Annotated in this window: 14 protein-coding genes (1 of these 14 cut by a window edge); 5 read left to right on the forward strand and 9 right to left on the reverse strand. The window is 62.1% G+C overall.

The features are described from left to right. The 4 genes in view from tssK to tagF are tightly spaced (at most 14 nt apart) and all read left to right on the forward strand, a layout consistent with a single transcriptional unit that may run on beyond the window. Positions 1-1,119 carry the 3' portion of a type VI secretion system baseplate subunit TssK gene (gene tssK / locus ACFFAR_RS02500; protein WP_375507479.1) on the forward strand. The gene continues 231 nt to the left of window position 1, outside the view, so 1,119 of the gene's 1,350 nt are visible here — the last part of the coding sequence; its start codon lies off the left edge, out of view; the stop codon is at positions 1,117-1,119. Between the two features lie 14 nt (positions 1,120-1,133). Continuing rightward, entirely contained in the window at positions 1,134-2,462 is a 1,329-nt protein-coding gene (tssL, locus tag ACFFAR_RS02505; RefSeq protein ID WP_174363932.1) for a type VI secretion system protein TssL, long form, read from the forward strand. Further along, complete coding sequence (gene tssM / locus ACFFAR_RS02510; RefSeq protein WP_375507480.1) at positions 2,459-6,022, forward strand: type VI secretion system membrane subunit TssM; 3,564 nt, start codon at positions 2,459-2,461, stop codon at positions 6,020-6,022. The genes tssL and tssM overlap by 4 nt, the downstream gene beginning before the upstream one ends. Next, complete coding sequence (gene tagF / locus ACFFAR_RS02515) at positions 6,019-6,603, forward strand: type VI secretion system-associated protein TagF (protein WP_375507481.1); 585 nt, start codon at positions 6,019-6,021, stop codon at positions 6,601-6,603. The genes tssM and tagF overlap by 4 nt, the downstream gene beginning before the upstream one ends. On the opposite strand, the gene ACFFAR_RS02520 is transcribed toward tagF, so the two are convergent. The 9 genes from ACFFAR_RS02520 to ACFFAR_RS02560 form a co-directional block, all read right to left on the reverse strand. Further along, a complete protein-coding gene (locus ACFFAR_RS02520; RefSeq protein WP_174363001.1) occupies positions 6,600-8,012 on the reverse strand; it encodes a protein kinase in 1,413 nt (470 codons plus the stop codon). The two genes, tagF and ACFFAR_RS02520, sit on opposite strands and share 4 nt — an antisense overlap. A gap of 2 nt (positions 8,013-8,014) precedes the next feature. After that, positions 8,015-8,908 carry a DUF3365 domain-containing protein gene (locus ACFFAR_RS02525; protein ID WP_174363000.1) on the reverse strand — a complete coding sequence of 298 codons (894 nt, stop codon included), beginning with the start codon at positions 8,906-8,908 and terminating at the stop codon, positions 8,015-8,017. Continuing rightward, the gene (locus ACFFAR_RS02530; RefSeq protein WP_174362999.1) at positions 8,905-9,864 is read right to left on the reverse strand and encodes a hypothetical protein; all 960 of its coding nucleotides are present in this window, start codon (positions 9,862-9,864) and stop codon (positions 8,905-8,907) included. The genes ACFFAR_RS02525 and ACFFAR_RS02530 overlap by 4 nt, the downstream gene beginning before the upstream one ends. Before the next feature lie 89 nt (positions 9,865-9,953). Then, a complete protein-coding gene (locus ACFFAR_RS02535) occupies positions 9,954-10,910 on the reverse strand; it encodes an anti-sigma factor (protein ID WP_218778379.1) in 957 nt (318 codons plus the stop codon). A gap of 525 nt (positions 10,911-11,435) precedes the next feature. Continuing rightward, positions 11,436-12,323: a zf-HC2 domain-containing protein gene (locus ACFFAR_RS02540; protein WP_174362998.1), complete on the reverse strand. Its 888-nt coding sequence runs from the start codon at positions 12,321-12,323 to the stop codon at positions 11,436-11,438. Then, entirely contained in the window at positions 12,320-12,865 is a 546-nt protein-coding gene (locus ACFFAR_RS02545) for an RNA polymerase sigma factor (protein ID WP_062001355.1), read from the reverse strand. Before ACFFAR_RS02545 ends, ACFFAR_RS02540 begins: the two co-directional genes overlap by 4 nt. Before the next feature lie 139 nt (positions 12,866-13,004). Continuing rightward, entirely contained in the window at positions 13,005-14,084 is a 1,080-nt protein-coding gene (locus ACFFAR_RS02550) for a catalase (protein ID WP_174362997.1), read from the reverse strand. Positions 14,085-14,307: 223 nt separating this feature from the next. Next, a complete protein-coding gene (locus ACFFAR_RS02555; protein WP_174362996.1) occupies positions 14,308-15,438 on the reverse strand; it encodes an alanine racemase in 1,131 nt (376 codons plus the stop codon). Then, positions 15,435-16,115, reverse strand: coding sequence for an HAD-IA family hydrolase (locus tag ACFFAR_RS02560; protein ID WP_174362995.1), 681 nt, complete (start codon positions 16,113-16,115; stop codon positions 15,435-15,437). The genes ACFFAR_RS02555 and ACFFAR_RS02560 overlap by 4 nt, the downstream gene beginning before the upstream one ends. A 77-nt stretch (positions 16,116-16,192) precedes the next feature. On the opposite strand from ACFFAR_RS02560, the gene ACFFAR_RS02565 reads away from it, so the two are divergent. Then, on the forward strand, positions 16,193-16,782 hold a 590-nt coding region (locus ACFFAR_RS02565; RefSeq protein WP_375507482.1), incomplete at its 3' end, for a LysR family transcriptional regulator.

Below are 16,782 nucleotides of genomic sequence, written 5' to 3' on the forward strand. Positions count from 1 at the left end.
ACGCCGTTCAACCTTCCCGCCGATGACGACCTCCCGGAGCCGCTCGACATTCCCGAGGGCACGGCGAACCTGCTCGTGGTGCTCGCATTGCCGGTTCGCCGGCCGGGCGCGACCGAGTCGGGCGGACCTGAGCGTGCGGACAACCTCGCGCGATATCGGACGGAAGAGTTCGAAGTCCACGACAGCAACGATCCCGACGCCGTCAGCACGCTGTTGCAGGTCGGCAAGCTGCGGTTGAAACTCGCGCTCGAACCGGACGTCGCGCATGCGCATGCTCATGTGGGGGTTGCGCGTGTGATCGAACGCCTGAGCGATTCGCGTGTGGTGCTGGACGAAGAGTATTGCGCGCCGTGTCTGGACTTCACTGTCGCGGGCAAGCTCGCGCGCTTCTCGACCGAGCTCAACGGTCTGCTCCAGCAACGCGGCGAGGCGCTGGCGGCCCGGTTGTCGCAGCCGGAAGCCGCGGGCATGGCGGAGATCTCCGACTTCCTGCTGCTGCAGATCGTCAATCGAGCGCAGCCCTTGGTCGCGCATTTTGGGTCGATGACCAGACTGCATCCCGAGGCGCTTTTCCAGGCCACTGTGCAGCTTGCGGGAGAACTGGCGACCTTCAGTCAGCGTGATCGGCGGCCGCCGGCGTTCCCCGTGTATCGGCATGACCGGTTGAAGGAAACGTTCACGCCGGTGATCGAAGCGTTGCGTCTTGCTTTGAGCCGTGTCGCTGATCCGGGCGTGGTCTCCATACCGCTGGAGGAGCGCAAGTACGGCCTGCGCGTTGCCCTGGTCGCGGATCGCTCGCTCTTCACGAATGCGACTTTTGTGCTCGCCGTGCGCGCCCAGGTATCCACCGAAACGCTGCTGTCCGCGTTCGGCAGCCAGGTGAAGATCGGCGCGGTCGAAAAAATTCGCGACCTCGTCAACCTGCAATTGCCGGGCATCGGTTTGCGCGCGTTGCCGGTCGCGCCGCGCCAGCTTCCGTTCCATGCGGGCTTCACTTACTTCGAACTCGACGACAAGAACGAAGGCTGGCAAGCACTCAACGCGTCGGCTGGAATGGCGCTGCACGTCGCCGGCGAGTTCCCTGGCCTGACGATGGAATGCTGGGCCATCCGTCGATGAACAAGGACACTGCAATGACTAACGACACGGACCCGACTATCGACGACTCGGGTTTCCTCGACGCCGCGCGCACGATCATGATGCCGACGCCCGGTCTCAAGCGCGAGCGCCCGGCTACGGCAAAAACCGCGGCGGCACTGCCAGCTTTGGCGCCGCTCGACGCCACGCTCGCCGGCCGCAACCCGCTGTTGCGCGCGGCGAACCCGCTGCTTGAACTCGCATTGCCGTTGCGGCGCCTGACGAGCCATCCGGATCTCGAAGCGCTGCGCACGCAACTGATCCAGATGGTGCGCACATTCGAAACCAACGGCCGCGCGTTCGGCGTACCCGATGCGCAGCTTGGCCCGGCACGCTATTGCCTGTGCACGTTCATCGATGAATCGATTGCCGCCACGCCGTGGGGTGCCGGCGTGTGGGGCCGCCGCAGTTTGCTGGTGACGTTCCACAACGAAGCTTCGGGCGGCGAGCGTCTTTTCGTAATCCTGCAGCGTCTTGCGCAAAGCCCTGCTATCGATGTCGATCTGCTCGAGCTGATCTACGTGATGCTCGCGCTGGGTTTCGACGGACGATACCGCCTGATGGAAGGCGGCAAGACGCAGCTCGACGTGATACGCGAACGGCTCGAACAGATGGTCCGTGCGCAGCGCCCGCCGGTTGAACGCGCGTTGTCGCCGCATTGGCAACCCGCGCCGCGCGAACGCAAGCGCCTGTTGCAATTCGTGCCGCTATGGGTCGCGCTTGCACTTGCCGCGTTCGTGCTCGTGACCGCCAGCCTCGTTTTGAGCTTTCGAATCAACGACTTTTCGGACCCGGTGTTCGCCTCGATGCGGTCGATACGCGTGGCGCCCGCGCCTGTACTCGCATCGAAGGTCGATGCAGCACCCAAGCTTGCCGCCACGCTGGCCGGTTTCCTCGCGCCCGAGATTGCGCAAGGGCTGGTGACGGTCGGCGATTCGGTAGACCGCACGACAGTCACCATCAACAACACGGCGACGGGCACGCAATTGTTTGCATCGGGCAGCGCCGACCTCGATCCACATTTTGCTCCGCTGATGCAGCGCATCGCCGACGCATTGCAGGACAAACCCGGCAACGTGGTCGTGGTCGGCCACACCGACAACCAGCGCATCATCTCGGCGCGGTTTCCGTCGAACGTGGCGCTTTCGCAGGCGCGCGCCGATACCGTGCGCGCGATCATCGCGGCGCGCATCGATTCGCCCTCGCGCCTGAGCGCGGAAGGACGCGGCGACACCGAGCCGATTGCACCAAACGATACCCCCGCAGGCCGCGCGAAAAATCGTCGCGTTGCCATTGTGATTCTTTCGCCAGGAGCCGCGTCATGAGGTGGTTGAACGGATTCAGAAAGCCGGTGGTCATGTCGTTTTTCGGCATGTTGGCGCTGGCGTTCATTGTGTGGTTCGAAGGACCCTTGCTCGCGTTCAACGGCAGCGAGCCGCTAGGAAGTACGACCAGCCGATGGATCGCAATTGCGCTGCTGTTCGCGTGCTGGGCGGTGTACTTCGGCGCGCGTGCCGTGAAGGCACGGCTTGCGAGTTCCAACTTCGTGCGCAGTCTTATCGCGGATTCGGTGAACCCGGCCGATCGCAAACCGAGCGAAGCACGCAAGGCCGCCGATGCGGATCTCGCCATCCTGCGCACGCGCTTCGAGGAAGCATTGAAGACGCTTCGAACCACCGCGACGGGCAAAGACGGCAAGGGCTGGAAATCGTGGTTCATTGCGCGCCGCCAGACCATTTACGACTTGCCGTGGTACATGTTCGTTGGCGCGCCGGGTGCAGGCAAAACGACGGCGCTGGTGCATTCAGGGTTGCGATTTCCGCTGGCTGACCGCCTTGGCGCGCAGGCGATTGGTGGCGTTGGCGGCACGCGTCATTGCGACTGGTGGTTCACCGACGACGCCGTTCTCCTCGACACCGCCGGCCGCTTCACCACGCAAGACAGCCACGCCGAAGCGGATCGCGGCGCATGGCTCGGATTTCTCGCAATGCTGCGCAAATACCGTCCGCGTCGTCCGCTCAACGGCGTGATGGTCGTCGTGTCGGCAGCGGACTTGTTGCAGCAGACCGATGCCCAACGTGCAGCGCACGCGGTGTCGGTGCGTGAACGCCTGAGCGAGTTGAACAAGCAGCTCGGCATGCGTTTCCCGGTGTACGTGGTAGTCACGAAGAGCGACATGCTCTCGGGCTTCTCCGAATTCTTCGATGACCTCGGCCGCGACGAACGCGAGCAAGTGTGGGGCGTGACCTTCCCGCATTCGCCTGAAGACGGCGCGGAAAATTCAGGACAACCGCTGCAGCGTTTCCCGGATGAATTCCGGTTGCTTCATCGGCAGCTCCAGGAGCGCGTGCTGCAACGCATGCAGCAGGAAACCGATGTGCGCCGTCGCGCACTGATCTATTCGTTCCCGCAGCAGTTTGCGGGTATCGAAGGATCGCTGCAGCGTTTCCTGGATGACGCCTTCAGCGAATCGCGCTTTGATCGCGCCGCGTTGTTGCGCGGCGTGTATTTCACGAGCGGCACGCAAAGCGGCCGTCCGCTCGACCGCATGATGAGTTCCATGGCCGCAGCGCTCGGGTTGCAACGGGAAGTGCTGCTCGCCGATACATCGAGTGGCCGCGCATACTTCGTGAAGCGTTTGCTGCGCGATGTGATCTTCGAGGAAGCGGGCCTTGCTGGCAGCAACTTGCGCGTCGAGCGGCGGCGTGCGCGGTTTCAGCAGATTGCTATTGGCGCGGTGGGCGCCGTGTTGATTGCAGGGTTGATCGGACTCTTTGTCAGCGACCGGGCGAACCGCCGCTTCGTTGACGAAAGCCGTCAGCAGATTGCAGCACTTCAGCAGCGGGTGCAACAGACCACGCTCGGCGATGATCCGCTCGCAGTTCTCCCCGTACTCGATGCCGCCCGAGACTTGCCCGGCGGCGAAGCCGAACGCGAAAGCCGCGGTGATGTGTGGTGGGCGAAGCTCGGTCTCGATCAACGCGAGAAAATCGGCGCCGAAGCGCAACGGGTGTATCAGCGGTTGTTGCGGCAGACGTTGTTGCCCATTGTCGTGCAGCGCATGGAAGAAGAGTTGCGTCGCGGCGATGCGAACAATGCTGCGCTCCAATATGAAGTACTGCGTGCGTACCTGATGCTTGGCGACCCGACGCATTACGATCCCGACGCATTGAGAAGCTGGGCCATGCGCGACTGGCAACGCGGTCCGCTGCAAACCGCAAGCGATGCTCAACGCGCGAGTATCGATCAGCATCTTGAGGCGCTCTTTCGCCGTGGACAGTTCGATTCAAACCTGCCGCTCGATCAGAACCTGATTGCCCAGGCACGCGCAACATTGAGCCGCGTGCCGCTTGCGCTGCGTCTGAACAGTCGCATCCAGCAGCAGCTTACGCAGCTTCATCTGGCGGATTTTTCGATCGCCAAGGCGGCGGGGCCAAGCGGGCTGCTGGTGTTCGTGCGCAAGAGCGGGATGCCGTTGACGCAGGGTATCGATGGTGCTTATACGCAAGCTGGTTTTACCGCTTTCCTGCGCTTGCGCGAGATGACGCTCGCCAACATTGCGAAGGACGACTGGGTGCTGGGGCGCGCCGAGACGAAGCCGGATGCGGCAGGTATCGATGAACTTCGCACGGCATTGACGCGTTTGTACTGCGAGGAAAGCATCCGGCAGTGGGACGGACTGCTGGGCGATGTCGGTGTCGTATCGTTTTCCGCACCCGACCAGGGCGCGCGCGTTGCGAACCTGATGGGCTCGCAGAACTCACCGCTGCGTGCATTGATCACGGCGGCGGCGATCGCGACGACGTTTGTCGCGCCGGCAGCAAGTACTGACGCTGCCGCTGGCAAGTTCGATGCATTGCGCAAGAGCCTCGGCGGCGCAGAAGGTCGAACGCAACCCGCTGCAAGTGCCGACAGCGCCGCGCTCGTCAACACGCATTTCCAGGCGCTGCATGATCTGGCGGGCAAGCCGGGGGCAACCTCGGGTGCGCCTGTCGACGATTCCATCGGTGCATTGAAGGAAGCGGCCGCAACGCTGCAAGCGGTCGATTCCGCGCGCAAGCAATCACTGCCCTTGCCGCCGACGAGTTCACTCGATCGTTTGAAACTGCTCGCGCAAGGCGCACCCGCGCCGCTCGGTGCGGTGCTGCAAGGTGTCGCGGACAACGCCGATACGGTTCAGGTCCAGAGCCAGCGTGCGCAGCTTCGGGCGCTGTGGGCATCAACGGTCGCGCCGGCTTGCCGGCAAGCGCTGGATGGCCGCTACCCGCTCGTGCGCACCTCCACGCGGGATGCCGCGCCTGACGACTTCGGGCGGATTCTCGGGCCGGGCGGCCTGATCGATGATTTCTTCGAGAAGAACTTGCAGAACCGCGTGGATACGTCGGGCGCTGTATGGCGCTGGCGCCCGGAAGCGCGCTCGCTTGGCATACCCGACGACGTCCTTGCGCAGTTCCAGAATGCTGCGCAGATCCGCGATGCGTTGTTTCGCGATGGCGGTCATGATGTATCGGTTCGATTCTCGGCGAAGCTTGCTTCCATCGATCCATCCGTCAAACGTTTTGTACTCGATGTAGACGGCGTGCAACTGGTTGCAACCGACAGCACGTCGAGCGCGACCGCCGCGTTCCAGTGGCCGAGCGGCAAGGGCACGGGGCAGGCGCATGTGGAGCTCGATCCGGCAGCGACGACTGCGCCGCATGCGGACGGACCGTGGGCGTTGTTCCATCTGCTCGATACCGCGCGGATCACGCCCGCGGGTCAGCCCGACCGTTTCAAGGCGACCTTCGACAACGGCCTGGTATCGGTCGACCTCACGGCGAGCAGCGTGGTCAATCCGTTTCGTGCCGGTGTGCTCGACCGCTTTCGATGCCCGGCGCAACTATGAGGACGCCTGAAGAAGCCGGCACGGGCTTCTACGGAAAAGTGCGCACGCATGGCGACTTTGTGGGACGCGGTTTGTCGCGCGAATTTGTCGTGCAGTGGGATACGTGGTTGCAGCGCGGATTGCTCAAGGCTCAGGAACAGCTTGGCGACGCCTGGTTGCAAGACTTCCTCGGCATGCCGCTATGGTGTTTCGCGATGAAACCCGGGGTGATGGATGATGCGGCGTATGCGGGCGTGATGATGCCGGGTATTGATGCCGTCGGGCGGTATTTTCCTTTCGTCGTGGCTCGACCAATGGCTCAAGCTTTCTTCGATGACTGGCTGCACAGCAGTTCGGTGTGGTACGAGCATGCGGCGGGTTTGGCCTTATCGACGTTGAAGGCGAAGTTCTCGCTGACAGAGTTCGAGGCCGAGCTGGAGCAACTTGATAGCGGTGCTGAAACGCTGGTCTGGCGCGATACGTTCAGGCGGTTTTTGAGCGAGGGCGATGTTGCGAGCGTTTGGTGGACGAGCGCGCAAGCGCTGCACAGGCACGAGGGCGCGCCGGATACGGCGTTGTTCTTGCGATTGCTGGGAGGTTAATCCGGTGCGATGCCAAGATCTCGCCGCAACGCATCGCGGTCATCCGGTTCCTGCACGGCATCGATCAGACGTTCGTAAAACGTATCCTTATCGGGCACGTTCGCGGCGGCGCGCGCCACGATGACCCGCGCTATCGGCCCAACATATGCAGCGAGCTTGAGCGTGGCGTCCTGCAAGACCTCAGGCGCAATGCTCACCTGAAGCACCGACTCGTTCCTGGGCATCGAAGTCCGCTTCATACCCGAAGCAATCCGTGACCCATCCCCCGGCGTCTCAAGCCGCATCAGCAGCGAGTTGAAATCGCGCCGCGCGGCATCGGTTGGAAAATGCGCCGCAAGCCGCTCCCGCAATGCGTTGAAGTCCGAGGACTTCGCCGTCGCACGACGCAGCAAGATCGTCGCAACCGGTCCCACGTGACTTGCGAGCCGCTCCTCCAGTTGCGCTATCAGTTCAGGCGGCCAGTCCATTGAAGGTTCGCTGAGCTCTGGCGCTTCGAGTAACGCAATCGGCTTTGCAAATGCAATCACCGTCTGGTCGCTGTCCTCGGATTGCGCCGCGCCGAGCGCGCCCATCAGCACATCGCGCCATTCACGCGCGGAGGCGTAACGGTCTTCAGGCCGCTTCGAAAGCGCCTTCATCAACATCGCATCGATATAACCGGCCAAGCCCGGCACGCGTTCCGATGGCAGCATAGGCGTGTCGCTCAACACTTGTCGCATGACCACGGTCGGCGTGCCCGCGAACGGACATACGCCGGTCAGCATTTCGTAGAGCACGACCGCAGCGGAGAAAAGGTCGGCGCGCGCATCGATGGTCTCGCCCGTGAACTGTTCCGGCGACATGTAGCTGGGCGTGCCGATCACCGTGCCCAGTTGCGTGAGATGCGACGCTTCGATCCGCGCAATGCCGAAGTCCGTGATCTTGCATTCGCCGCGTTGCGTGATCAGCAGGTTGGCAGGCTTGATGTCACGATGAATCACGCCTTCCTGATGCGCGTAATCAAGTGCATCGAGGAGTTGAAAAAAGCAACCTAAAGCACGCGCCGGTTCTATTCGGGTTTGCGTTCGGGCATGCTGAGCGAGACGCGCGGCGAGGCTCTCGCCACGCACGTATTCCATCGTGATGTATGCCGTGTCGCCCGCTTCGCCATAGTCATACACCGACACGATATTCGGATGCGCAAGGCGGCCGGCCGCACGCGCTTCGTTCAGGAAACGCGCGGTGAGGTCGTGCATCGAACCGCCTTCGGAACCTGCCGGCAACAATTCGTTGCGGATGGTCTTAAGCGCGACATGGCGCTCGATCTGCGGATCGAACGCCAGATACACAACACCCATTGCGCCGCGTCCGAGCACGCGCTCGATGCGGTATCGGCCGAGTTCGGATGGGGTATCGGCGGATGCCGTCATGATCAGTGCGCCCCTTCATCGAGGATCTTGAATGCTTCGATCAGGCTCGTCCTCATGCGTCCGAACGATACCGCCAGCGACGCAATCTCGTCCGATCCACCCGTTGGCAAAGGTGTTTCGGCAAGCTTGCCGAGACTCATTTCATCGGCGGCGCGCGAGAGCGACTGGATGGGTCGCGTGATCAGCATGTTCACCATCACGTTCATCACGATCAACACCACCGCGAACACCGCCGTCAGCGACAGCATGAACGTGCGCCAGACAGCGCGGCCACGTTCGATGGGTTGCGTCATCGGCACCGACACGAACTCTGCGCCAATCACATCGTTCATGGTCCAGCCGAACCCGTTTGCCGAGCCGTATTTGTCGATCATGGTCGCGGGCGCTGCGCTCGGGGTGCTGTGGCATTGCATGCACGCGACGTCCGTGATGCGGCTTGGCCGCGCAAGGAACAGCGTGGGATTGCCCGACGAAATGCGCTGACCTGTCGTCTGTTTCAGGTCGGGATGATCGTGCAGATGCGTGATCACGTCGGTCTCCCAATCCGTTGGCCGGTCGCGCGGATTGGTCGGATTGAGCATGGTCGACTTGTACGAGAAGTTCGGGAAATCCTTTTGCAACAGGTTCAGCATTTCGATGGCCGAGAACGCCGGAATGGACTCGGGTACGAACTGATATTTGATCTGCGTGGCGAGCAGCGGCGTGACGTGGGTTGCGGTGTAGCTTTGCATCGATGCTGCCGCGCTGATCAGCACGTTGGCGTCGTGTACGGTTTCATCGAGTGCCTGCTTTTGCAACAGACGATCCGCGACCACGCCCGCCGCACTCAGGCCGGTTGCAAAGACAAGCAGGAAGACGAGATTGAACTTGGCGCTAAGAGAGAGTTTGCGTTTCATGGATGTGCATACAGTGAGTTCGCGGGCGGCGCGGAGGTGTTGACGCGAACGGCTTGCAACGCGCGTTGGCGCGCATCGGGTCGAGGGGGCGGCGGGTAGAGCAGCACGCGCCACTCAGGCAAGGCCTTGAGGTTTTGATCGATGGCACGGCGAAACGCCTGGTCGGCAAGGCGCGAGCGGAAACGCGCGGGGAAGCGCTTGCGCGCCGGCAAGTCGCTTGCGAGCCAAGCGGACACATCGTCGTAGGTCACCGCGCGCAGCGGTTTTACAGGGATATTGTGTGCGGCCGGTGTGATGGGCAGACGCTGCAATGCGTCGCGGAAAACAACAGGCATGTCGGTGAGGAATGCGCTCGATGGACGCTGCGCAATCTGCGGCGGCGCGCTTGCGGTCACATAAGCGAAACTCCCCGGCGTGATGGCGTTTTTACGCGCGGAACCAGCCAACGTTTGCGTGCCGCTTTCGCTGAATACGGCGATTGTCGGCTCGTCCTGATTCGTGCCGGGGAGCGCCGCAACGATCGCCGCCGCGTTCCCGCCAAGCTCGACCGAACCCCGTTCCGTATCGACGACAGGCGCCTTGCACGGCGGCGTTGCGCATGTATGGGCGATCTTCAGCCAGCCATCGAGCAGCGATACGCGCGGCCCCGCCTGCAGCAGCACTCGTGTCTGTGCCCCGAGTGCGAGCAGGTTGCCTGCATCGTCCTGAAGCTGGACCACGCTGCGCGGCGCGGATTCAACCAGGTCGTCGTCACGCAGCGCTTCGCCCGCGCCCAATTGATAGACGTTCGTCGCGCGAATGACCGTGGCGGGTGCGTCGGCGCTTGCGATCGTCCAGCCGGCATGCGCTTGCGAGGCCGCACACAGCAACGCGAACGCAGACAAGCCGCACAACGCGCGTTTGACCGGCCGACGGGAGTGCAACAGAAACAGGAAGTATTCGAGGCGATAGCTCATGCGTTCCGCTGTGCGTTAATGCGCCGCGAGCCAGGAAATGGCCGGCGCATTAAACACAACAGCGAAGCGATGAAATTATTCCGCGCCTGTCAGAAAACGGGGCGGGTACTCAGGGGGATTTTCGCCGATGCCAACAGCGAGGCGCTTGACGCACGTGACTCGTCGCGGCTGAAAAGCGGCGCGACCTGGCTGCTGGAGATCTGCTTGCCAAGCGCGGTCAGGTCGACGCCTTGCGGCTGCCCGATCAGCGCATAGCCGAGTTCGGCCTGACGCCAGGTGACGACGGTCATCGATGCGACCGTTTGATCCGCTACCGCCGCATCGGGCTTGACCTCTTTCATCACGCACAGTGCGATGGGCGCGCCTTCCTTGGGCAAATACACGATCTGCACGAGCGGCTTGTTGTTGAAGCGCAGCCGTTGCACGCGCTTGAACGTGAGCCCTGCCGCGCTCAAATCGGGAATGCGCAGCGCGAGGCCATCGTCCTGGCGGATTTCATTTACGGTCTTGATGGACAGGTCGGTGTCGCTGTTGACGTTCGCAAGCGTCTCGCGCGAATAGAGTTGCTGGTAACTTGCTGCAGCCATGATCCAGGGCGAGACACCGGTTCCCACGGATGCAATCGATGCACCCACGTTCGATGCCGGCCCTGCGCCTGGCCCGAGGCGCAGCACGAGTCCGCACGCGAACGCGCCGCCGAGAAACGCCACGGCAAGCCACGCGGGCGCAATGCGCAGCCGCGAACGAATGGTCGATGACGCAGGACTTCCGGGCGCATGTTCCACCACGGGATCATTCACGCTGACATCGGTCCTGGCCTTGGCCGCTCGGGCCATTTCCTCGATCTTCGCCGTCAGGCTGGCGGGAACCGGTGGCAGCTTCTGTCCGGCAAATGCATCGCGATAAGGCAACCGCGAAGCCTGCAAGAGCGCGACGCGCTCAGCCACGTCGGGAGAGGTGCGCAGTTCGCGCTCCACTTCCTCGCGTTCGTGTGACGGCAGTTCGCCATCCACGTAGGCCATCAGCAGGGTATCGTCCGATTTCATAAGACTTAAGCAGTTCGCTTCGCTGATGATTTATGTTTTTGTTTCTCTCGTGCCCTTGATTGCATTTTCCCAATGAAAAAACACCCTCATTTGGAATTGCAATCGACCTTCGAGGACTCTACTGTTTCTTCACAGTTTCTAAGGGCTTATTTATAACCAAGCCGGGTTACCCGTACAACCAGCATAACCACCCGTTGCGGCCCCGCCGAGGCGGTTTGACAGGAATCTCGATTACATGGTTCACAGAAGAATCGCCACTTCACACGAATGCGGCAACCCAACAACGGCCTCAAGTTATACCCGTACTAAAAGAAGAACACCCAGGGTTGCGCCGAAATTCCATGCGCGCAAAATTAAATCGATGATCCCAAAACAAGTTTTTCCAGCTCCGGCGGGACTTGTAACAAGTGTAACTGCGATTTGGTGCGGACGCTTAAACGTTGTTTCATGCGAACCACATGTTCGATGGTCATACCAGAGAAACGCCGCGAATTTGGATGACCATGACGTGTTGACTGCGGAAATTCAGCCAGCCGATGAGCCCGGAAGCACCACGGACGTCGAATCGCTGAAAAGCTGCTCCACCTCGCGGTTCGAGATCTGTTTGCCGAGCGCATTCAGGTCCACGCCGTCGGGTTTGCCGATCAGCGCGTAGCTCAGTTCGGCCTGACGCCAGGTCACCACCTGCATGGAATCGACGTCCTGACCTGCCACCGCCTGATCCGGTTTCACGTCCTTCATCACGCAAAGCGCGACGGGTTCACCCTTCTCAGGTTGATACACGATCTGAACGAGCGGCTTGTTGTTGAAACGCAGGCGCTGCACGGTCTTGAACGTCAGGCCGGCGCTGTGCAAATCCGGGATGCGCAATGCAAGACCGTCTTCGCGACGGATGTCATCGACCGTTTTCGAGGATGTCTCCGGCGTCTCGCTGACATAGGCCAGCGTGTCGCGGGTATAGAGCTTCTGGTAACCCGTGGCGGCCTGAACCCACGGCGAGAGATTGCTTGCGGCCATTGAACCGGATGGGCCATGGTCCAAAAGAGGACCGAGCCGCAGGAACAAGCCGCCGCAGAACGCGCCTGCTACACAGGCAGCAGCAAGCCACGCGGGAACGGAGCGCATACGCGAGCGAACGGGCCCGCCGGCTGACGAGGGAACGGCGTTGTCATTGACTGCGGGCGCGGCATGCGCGCGTGCCATCGCCTCAATCTTCTGCGTCAGCGAATCCGGTACGGGCGGCAACTTTTGCGCGGCGAACGCGCCCCGATAATCCACGCGCGACGCCTTCAGCAACTCGACCAGTTCTGCCGCCTCGGCTGACGCGCGTATGTGTTCCTCGACTTCATGGCGCTGGTCGGGCGGCAGTTCACCGTCGACATACGCCATCAACATTACTTCATCGGTTTTCATGCGATTGAGTCCTTTCGCGTCGCCGAGGCTTTTGGCTTCGGTTCGTGCGTGCCGAACTGCGCGCCGACTGCTTGCCGTGCGCGCGATAAGCGGCTCATGACGGTTCCGATAGGAACCTCGAGTACATCTGCAGCTTCCTGGTAACTCAGCCCTTCGACCGCGACCAGCAGCATCACCACGCGCTGCGCTTCGGGCAGGCGTTCCACGGCGCTGATGATCTGGCCGTGCATGAGCTGCGTTTCCGGGCCTTTGTCGACCGGGTCGGCGATGTTCTCCAGGAAGTCGTCGTCCCAGTCCATGCTCGAACGTTTGCGCACGCTTCGCGCCCGCAATTCGTTGATCCAGGTTGAATGAACAATCGAAAACATCCAGCTCAACGGGGCCGTATCGGGCTGCAATTGATGCGCCCGTTCGAGCGCGCGCAGGCACGCACGCTGGACGAGATCCTCGGCGTCGTGCCGGTCGCCCGATATGCGCAGCGCAAAGGCCCACAAGCGCGGCAGCATTTCGGGAAGCATGCTTGGTAAGTCTGCACCGTTCATCGAACGAATATCTCCTGGTACCAGTGTCTTGTCCGAATGCTGCCAGCAGCATGCACGCGAGAGCTGCGTGAAACGAACCGCGTAGTTTAACTTGCAATCGGGCATTTCGCCGCATACCCATCCGGCTTGCCGCACGGGTCTAGTGGCGTGAGGTTCCCGCTTGCGCCGCCTGCGCTTCTTCTTGTGTACGGCGGTTGAAAGAAACCGAATATGCCGATGAGCGCGCGGCCAGCAGCGGATCGTCCGACGGTCCGATTCCAGCCGGCAAGATCAGCGGATCGAAGTTGATATCGCGGCATGCTCCATCGATTTGCGACTCCGCCCTGTCGATCACCACCACACCCGCATCCACGCGATGCAGCTCCCGCTCTTGCGGCCAGACGCGGGTGGCGTCGTTCGTCGGATCGCCGGGCGCGGCTGGCGTGATCATCAGATGCCAGCGCACGGGACCGTGCTCGAGGCGCTTGCTCAGGTCGTGCGCGAGGAAGTCCGGATCGCGCGCATCGGTTGTGCTGACGGGCTGGTATGCCGCGTCGGGCACGACGCTCCATCGAACGAAATGCGTGTTGCCTTGGGCGTTGGTGAACCTGAACGCGTCGATGCTGAAATAACTGGCGTTGGAAAAATTCGATGACGCCGGGTGACTTGCCAGCCATTCGTGAAAAGCCCTTGTTTCAGGGTGTTTTTCCAGAAACATCTCCATCTTCGCGGGGTCGACGCGGCCGCTCGCGGCGTCAGGCCGCAACGCGGCCAACTGCTCATACAGCGCTTCCGGTGTGCTGACGGCGAAGATCGGCACGGAGTTCATCGCGGTGCGCCATTGCTCGCCGTGGCTCAAGGTAAAGCGCAGGGCGAAGCTGCGGACCATCGCGGTATCGTCTTCTTGCGTCGGGTCGAAACCCGGCGCCGACAAGCGCCCGACCACCGGGACCGTGCCCCGCTCGAACACGCTTGCTCGAGAAAGCTGCGCGCCGTTGCCGTTACTTTCGAAGCGACCGCTCACGCATACACCCTTCGCATGATTGCGGCGGAAGCCGGGGTGCGGGCTTGTATCGGATTCGAAGGCATCGATCAACCGGGCCGATGTAAGCGTCTGCTGATCATGTGGCCAATGAATCCATCCCCCGGTCCACGCAAACAATCCCGCGATACCGCCAATCGTTGCAGCAATCAGGGCGTAGCGGGATATCAGGCTGGGACGGCGGCGCTTTTCAGTCATGGCAAAACTTTGGCTTCGTTGCTGCCGTGTGGCATCGGCCTAAGGCCAGCGATGCGGGCAAGCCAGGAAGTCAGAAAGGCCGCAAGTATAGTCGGACAAAAAGTTGTCTGTTGACCTTCGGTCACAAATTTGGCGGGGGTTTGACCGCCGTTTGCCTGGAACTGCTCGCGGGCGAACGATTAAAGCGTTTTCCGGTAGCTCGTCTGACGAGGCAAGCGCCGCCTCACCAGCCGTAGAACCGGTCCCACACTTCGATCTCGTCCGCGCCCGAACGCGCGTGATAAGCCGGGTATTGCGCGCCGGTCGCGCAGGCGTGGTTCGGCAGGATCAAAAGCCGCGTGCCGACCGGCAAACGCGCGGTGATGTCTCCGTCCGGATGACCCGTGTTCGCGAGGATCCCATGTTCCTGGTTTGCGCCAGTCAGCGTGTAGCCTTCGAGCGGCGAGCCATCGAGCGTACATGGCTGGCCATAGCCGTAGTCATGTGTCTGCTTTGCCGTGCCGCGGTCGCGGCTCATCGCCATCCAGCCGGCATCGAGAATGGCCCAGCCTTTATCCGCCTGATGACCGATGACCGTGGTCAGCACGCTCAGCGCCAGATCGGCCGTATTGCATACGCCCACGTTGCGCATCACGAGATCGAAGAACACATACACGCCCGCGCGAACTTCGGTCACGCCTTCAAGGTGACGCGCGGCGAGGGCGGTCGGCGTAGAGCCGACGCTGACGACATCGCATGGCAAACCCGCTTCGCGCAGGCGCTCGGCGGCCTGCACACAACCGGCGCGCTCCTGCTCGGCGAGCGCGGCGAGTGCATCCGGCGTGTTCAGTTCGTAGCTCGATCCCGCGTGCGTCAGCACGCCGCCCAGGCGCGCGCCGTCCTGATGCAAGGCGCGGCCGATATCGATCAAGCGCGCCTCGCCGGGCTTGACGCCGGAGCGATGGCCGTCGGTATCGATTTCGATCCACACCTCAAAGGTCACGCCGTGCAAACGGCCGAACTCCGCGACGCCTCGCGCCGATTCGAGGTTATCGACGATCAGTTTCAAATCGCAACCAGATTGCTTCAACGCCAATGCACGCGGCAGCTTCGATGCAACCATGCCCACCGCATACAGGATGTCGCTGAAGCCGGCCGCGAAGAATTGCTCGGCTTCCTTGAGCGTGGACACCGTGATGCCGCGCGCGCCGGCATCGCGCTGGGCGCGCACCACGTCCACGCACTTCGAGGTCTTCACATGCGGCCTGAACACCACGCCGAGCGCGTTCATATGCGCCTGCATGCGTTCGATGTTGCGCATCATGCGCGGCCGGTCGATCAGCGCGGCGGGCGTTTCGATCTGGTCGAGTTTCATTGTGCGGAGTCTTCCTTCGATACCTTCGATGAACCGAATTCGCGCAGCCACGGCAGCAACGCATCGAACGTGGGCGCTTCGATTTCGGGCGCTTGCGCGCCATCGACGAGATCGAGGCCCACGCGGTTGTGCCAGTAGGTACGCAAGCCGAGCTTCGCGGTGCCGAACATGTCGTAGCTCGAACCGGCGACGAAAGCGGCGTCGTCGGCGTTTATGTTCAGGCGATCCAGCGCCCGTTGATAAGGACGCGGATCGGGTTTATAGAAACCGGCGTTTTCGGCCGTCACGATCACGTCCCAGTCGATGTCGAACAGGTCGGCGGCTTGCCGGCCCAGCCGATCGGAACAGTTCGTGACGATCCCCAGCTTGCAGTGCGGCGCGAGCTTGCGCAATGAATCGCGCGCACCGCTCCACGGCGCGAGTTGCATCCACTGGGCTTCGAGCGTGCGTGCCGCCGACTCGTTCAGACCGGTTTGCAACGCGGCCTGACGCACGAGTTCTTCGTAGGGCACATACGCGCCGCAGTTGTAGGTCAGGCGCAGGTATTCCGCGCGCCACGTGCGTCCCGCGGCTTCGCTGCCGGCTGCACGGTTCCACAAGGTCCATGAATCCAGCAGGGCGGTGAGCAGGTCGAAGAGCACCGCTTTCGGGTATGTCGAGGCAGATTGGTTTGGCATGATGGACGCAACTTTACTGATAAAACATTAAGCTATGGTTAAATTCACACACATCTATCCTTAAGAAAAACTGAACGATGGAACTGGCGGATCTCAGGCTCGTCACCACGCTCGCGCGATCGGAATCGCTCAGTGCGGCGGCGCGCGTGCTCAACGTGACGACATCGGCACTTTCCATGCGGCTCAAGAAGCTGGAGGAAACGCTCGGCGTAACGCTCGCCACGCGGGATGCACGAAACATGTCGCTGACCGCCGACGGTGCGCGCCTCGCGCGGGAAGCGCAGAGTCTTCTCACCGCCATTGAAGCGCTTCCGGATACGTTCCGCGATGAAACCGCGCGTCTCGCCGGCCACATTCGCATTGCAGCCCCTTTCGGCTTCGGCCGCGTGCATGTGGCGCCGTTGCTCGCGCGATTTGCGCGGGAGAATCCGGAGATCCGGCTGCAACTCGATCTGCTGGAAACGCCTTGGCCGCATAGTCACGACGCCGACGTCGTGATCCAGATCGGCACGGTGCGCGACACGTCGTGGACTGCGCGGCCACTGCTCGCCAACGAACGATGGTTATGCGCGAGTCCGGGTTATATCGCGGCCCGGGGGTATCCGCGTGAACCGCGCGAGATCCTCGATCACGATTGCATCTGCATCCGCGAGAATGACGAAGACGT

Source organism: uncultured Caballeronia sp. (assembly GCF_964243625.1).
In the GTDB taxonomy this organism is placed as follows: Bacteria; Pseudomonadota; Gammaproteobacteria; order Burkholderiales; family Burkholderiaceae; genus Caballeronia.

Coding starts and splice junctions, on each gene's coding strand:
- tssL (WP_174363932.1), top strand. CDS start 1,134: ATGACTAACGACACGGACCCGACTATCGACGACTCGGGTTTCCTCGAC.
- tssM (WP_375507480.1), top strand. CDS start 2,459: ATGAGGTGGTTGAACGGATTCAGAAAGCCGGTGGTCATGTCGTTTTTC.
- tagF (WP_375507481.1), top strand. CDS start 6,019: ATGAGGACGCCTGAAGAAGCCGGCACGGGCTTCTACGGAAAAGTGCGC.
- ACFFAR_RS02520 (WP_174363001.1), bottom strand. CDS start 8,012: ATGACGGCATCCGCCGATACCCCATCCGAACTCGGCCGATACCGCATC.
- ACFFAR_RS02525 (WP_174363000.1), bottom strand. CDS start 8,908: ATGAAACGCAAACTCTCTCTTAGCGCCAAGTTCAATCTCGTCTTCCTG.
- ACFFAR_RS02530 (WP_174362999.1), bottom strand. CDS start 9,864: ATGAGCTATCGCCTCGAATACTTCCTGTTTCTGTTGCACTCCCGTCGG.
- ACFFAR_RS02535 (WP_218778379.1), bottom strand. CDS start 10,910: ATGAAATCGGACGATACCCTGCTGATGGCCTACGTGGATGGCGAACTG.
- ACFFAR_RS02540 (WP_174362998.1), bottom strand. CDS start 12,323: ATGAAAACCGATGAAGTAATGTTGATGGCGTATGTCGACGGTGAACTG.
- ACFFAR_RS02545 (WP_062001355.1), bottom strand. CDS start 12,865: ATGAACGGTGCAGACTTACCAAGCATGCTTCCCGAAATGCTGCCGCGC.
- ACFFAR_RS02550 (WP_174362997.1), bottom strand. CDS start 14,084: ATGACTGAAAAGCGCCGCCGTCCCAGCCTGATATCCCGCTACGCCCTG.
- ACFFAR_RS02555 (WP_174362996.1), bottom strand. CDS start 15,438: ATGAAACTCGACCAGATCGAAACGCCCGCCGCGCTGATCGACCGGCCG.
- ACFFAR_RS02560 (WP_174362995.1), bottom strand. CDS start 16,115: ATGCCAAACCAATCTGCCTCGACATACCCGAAAGCGGTGCTCTTCGAC.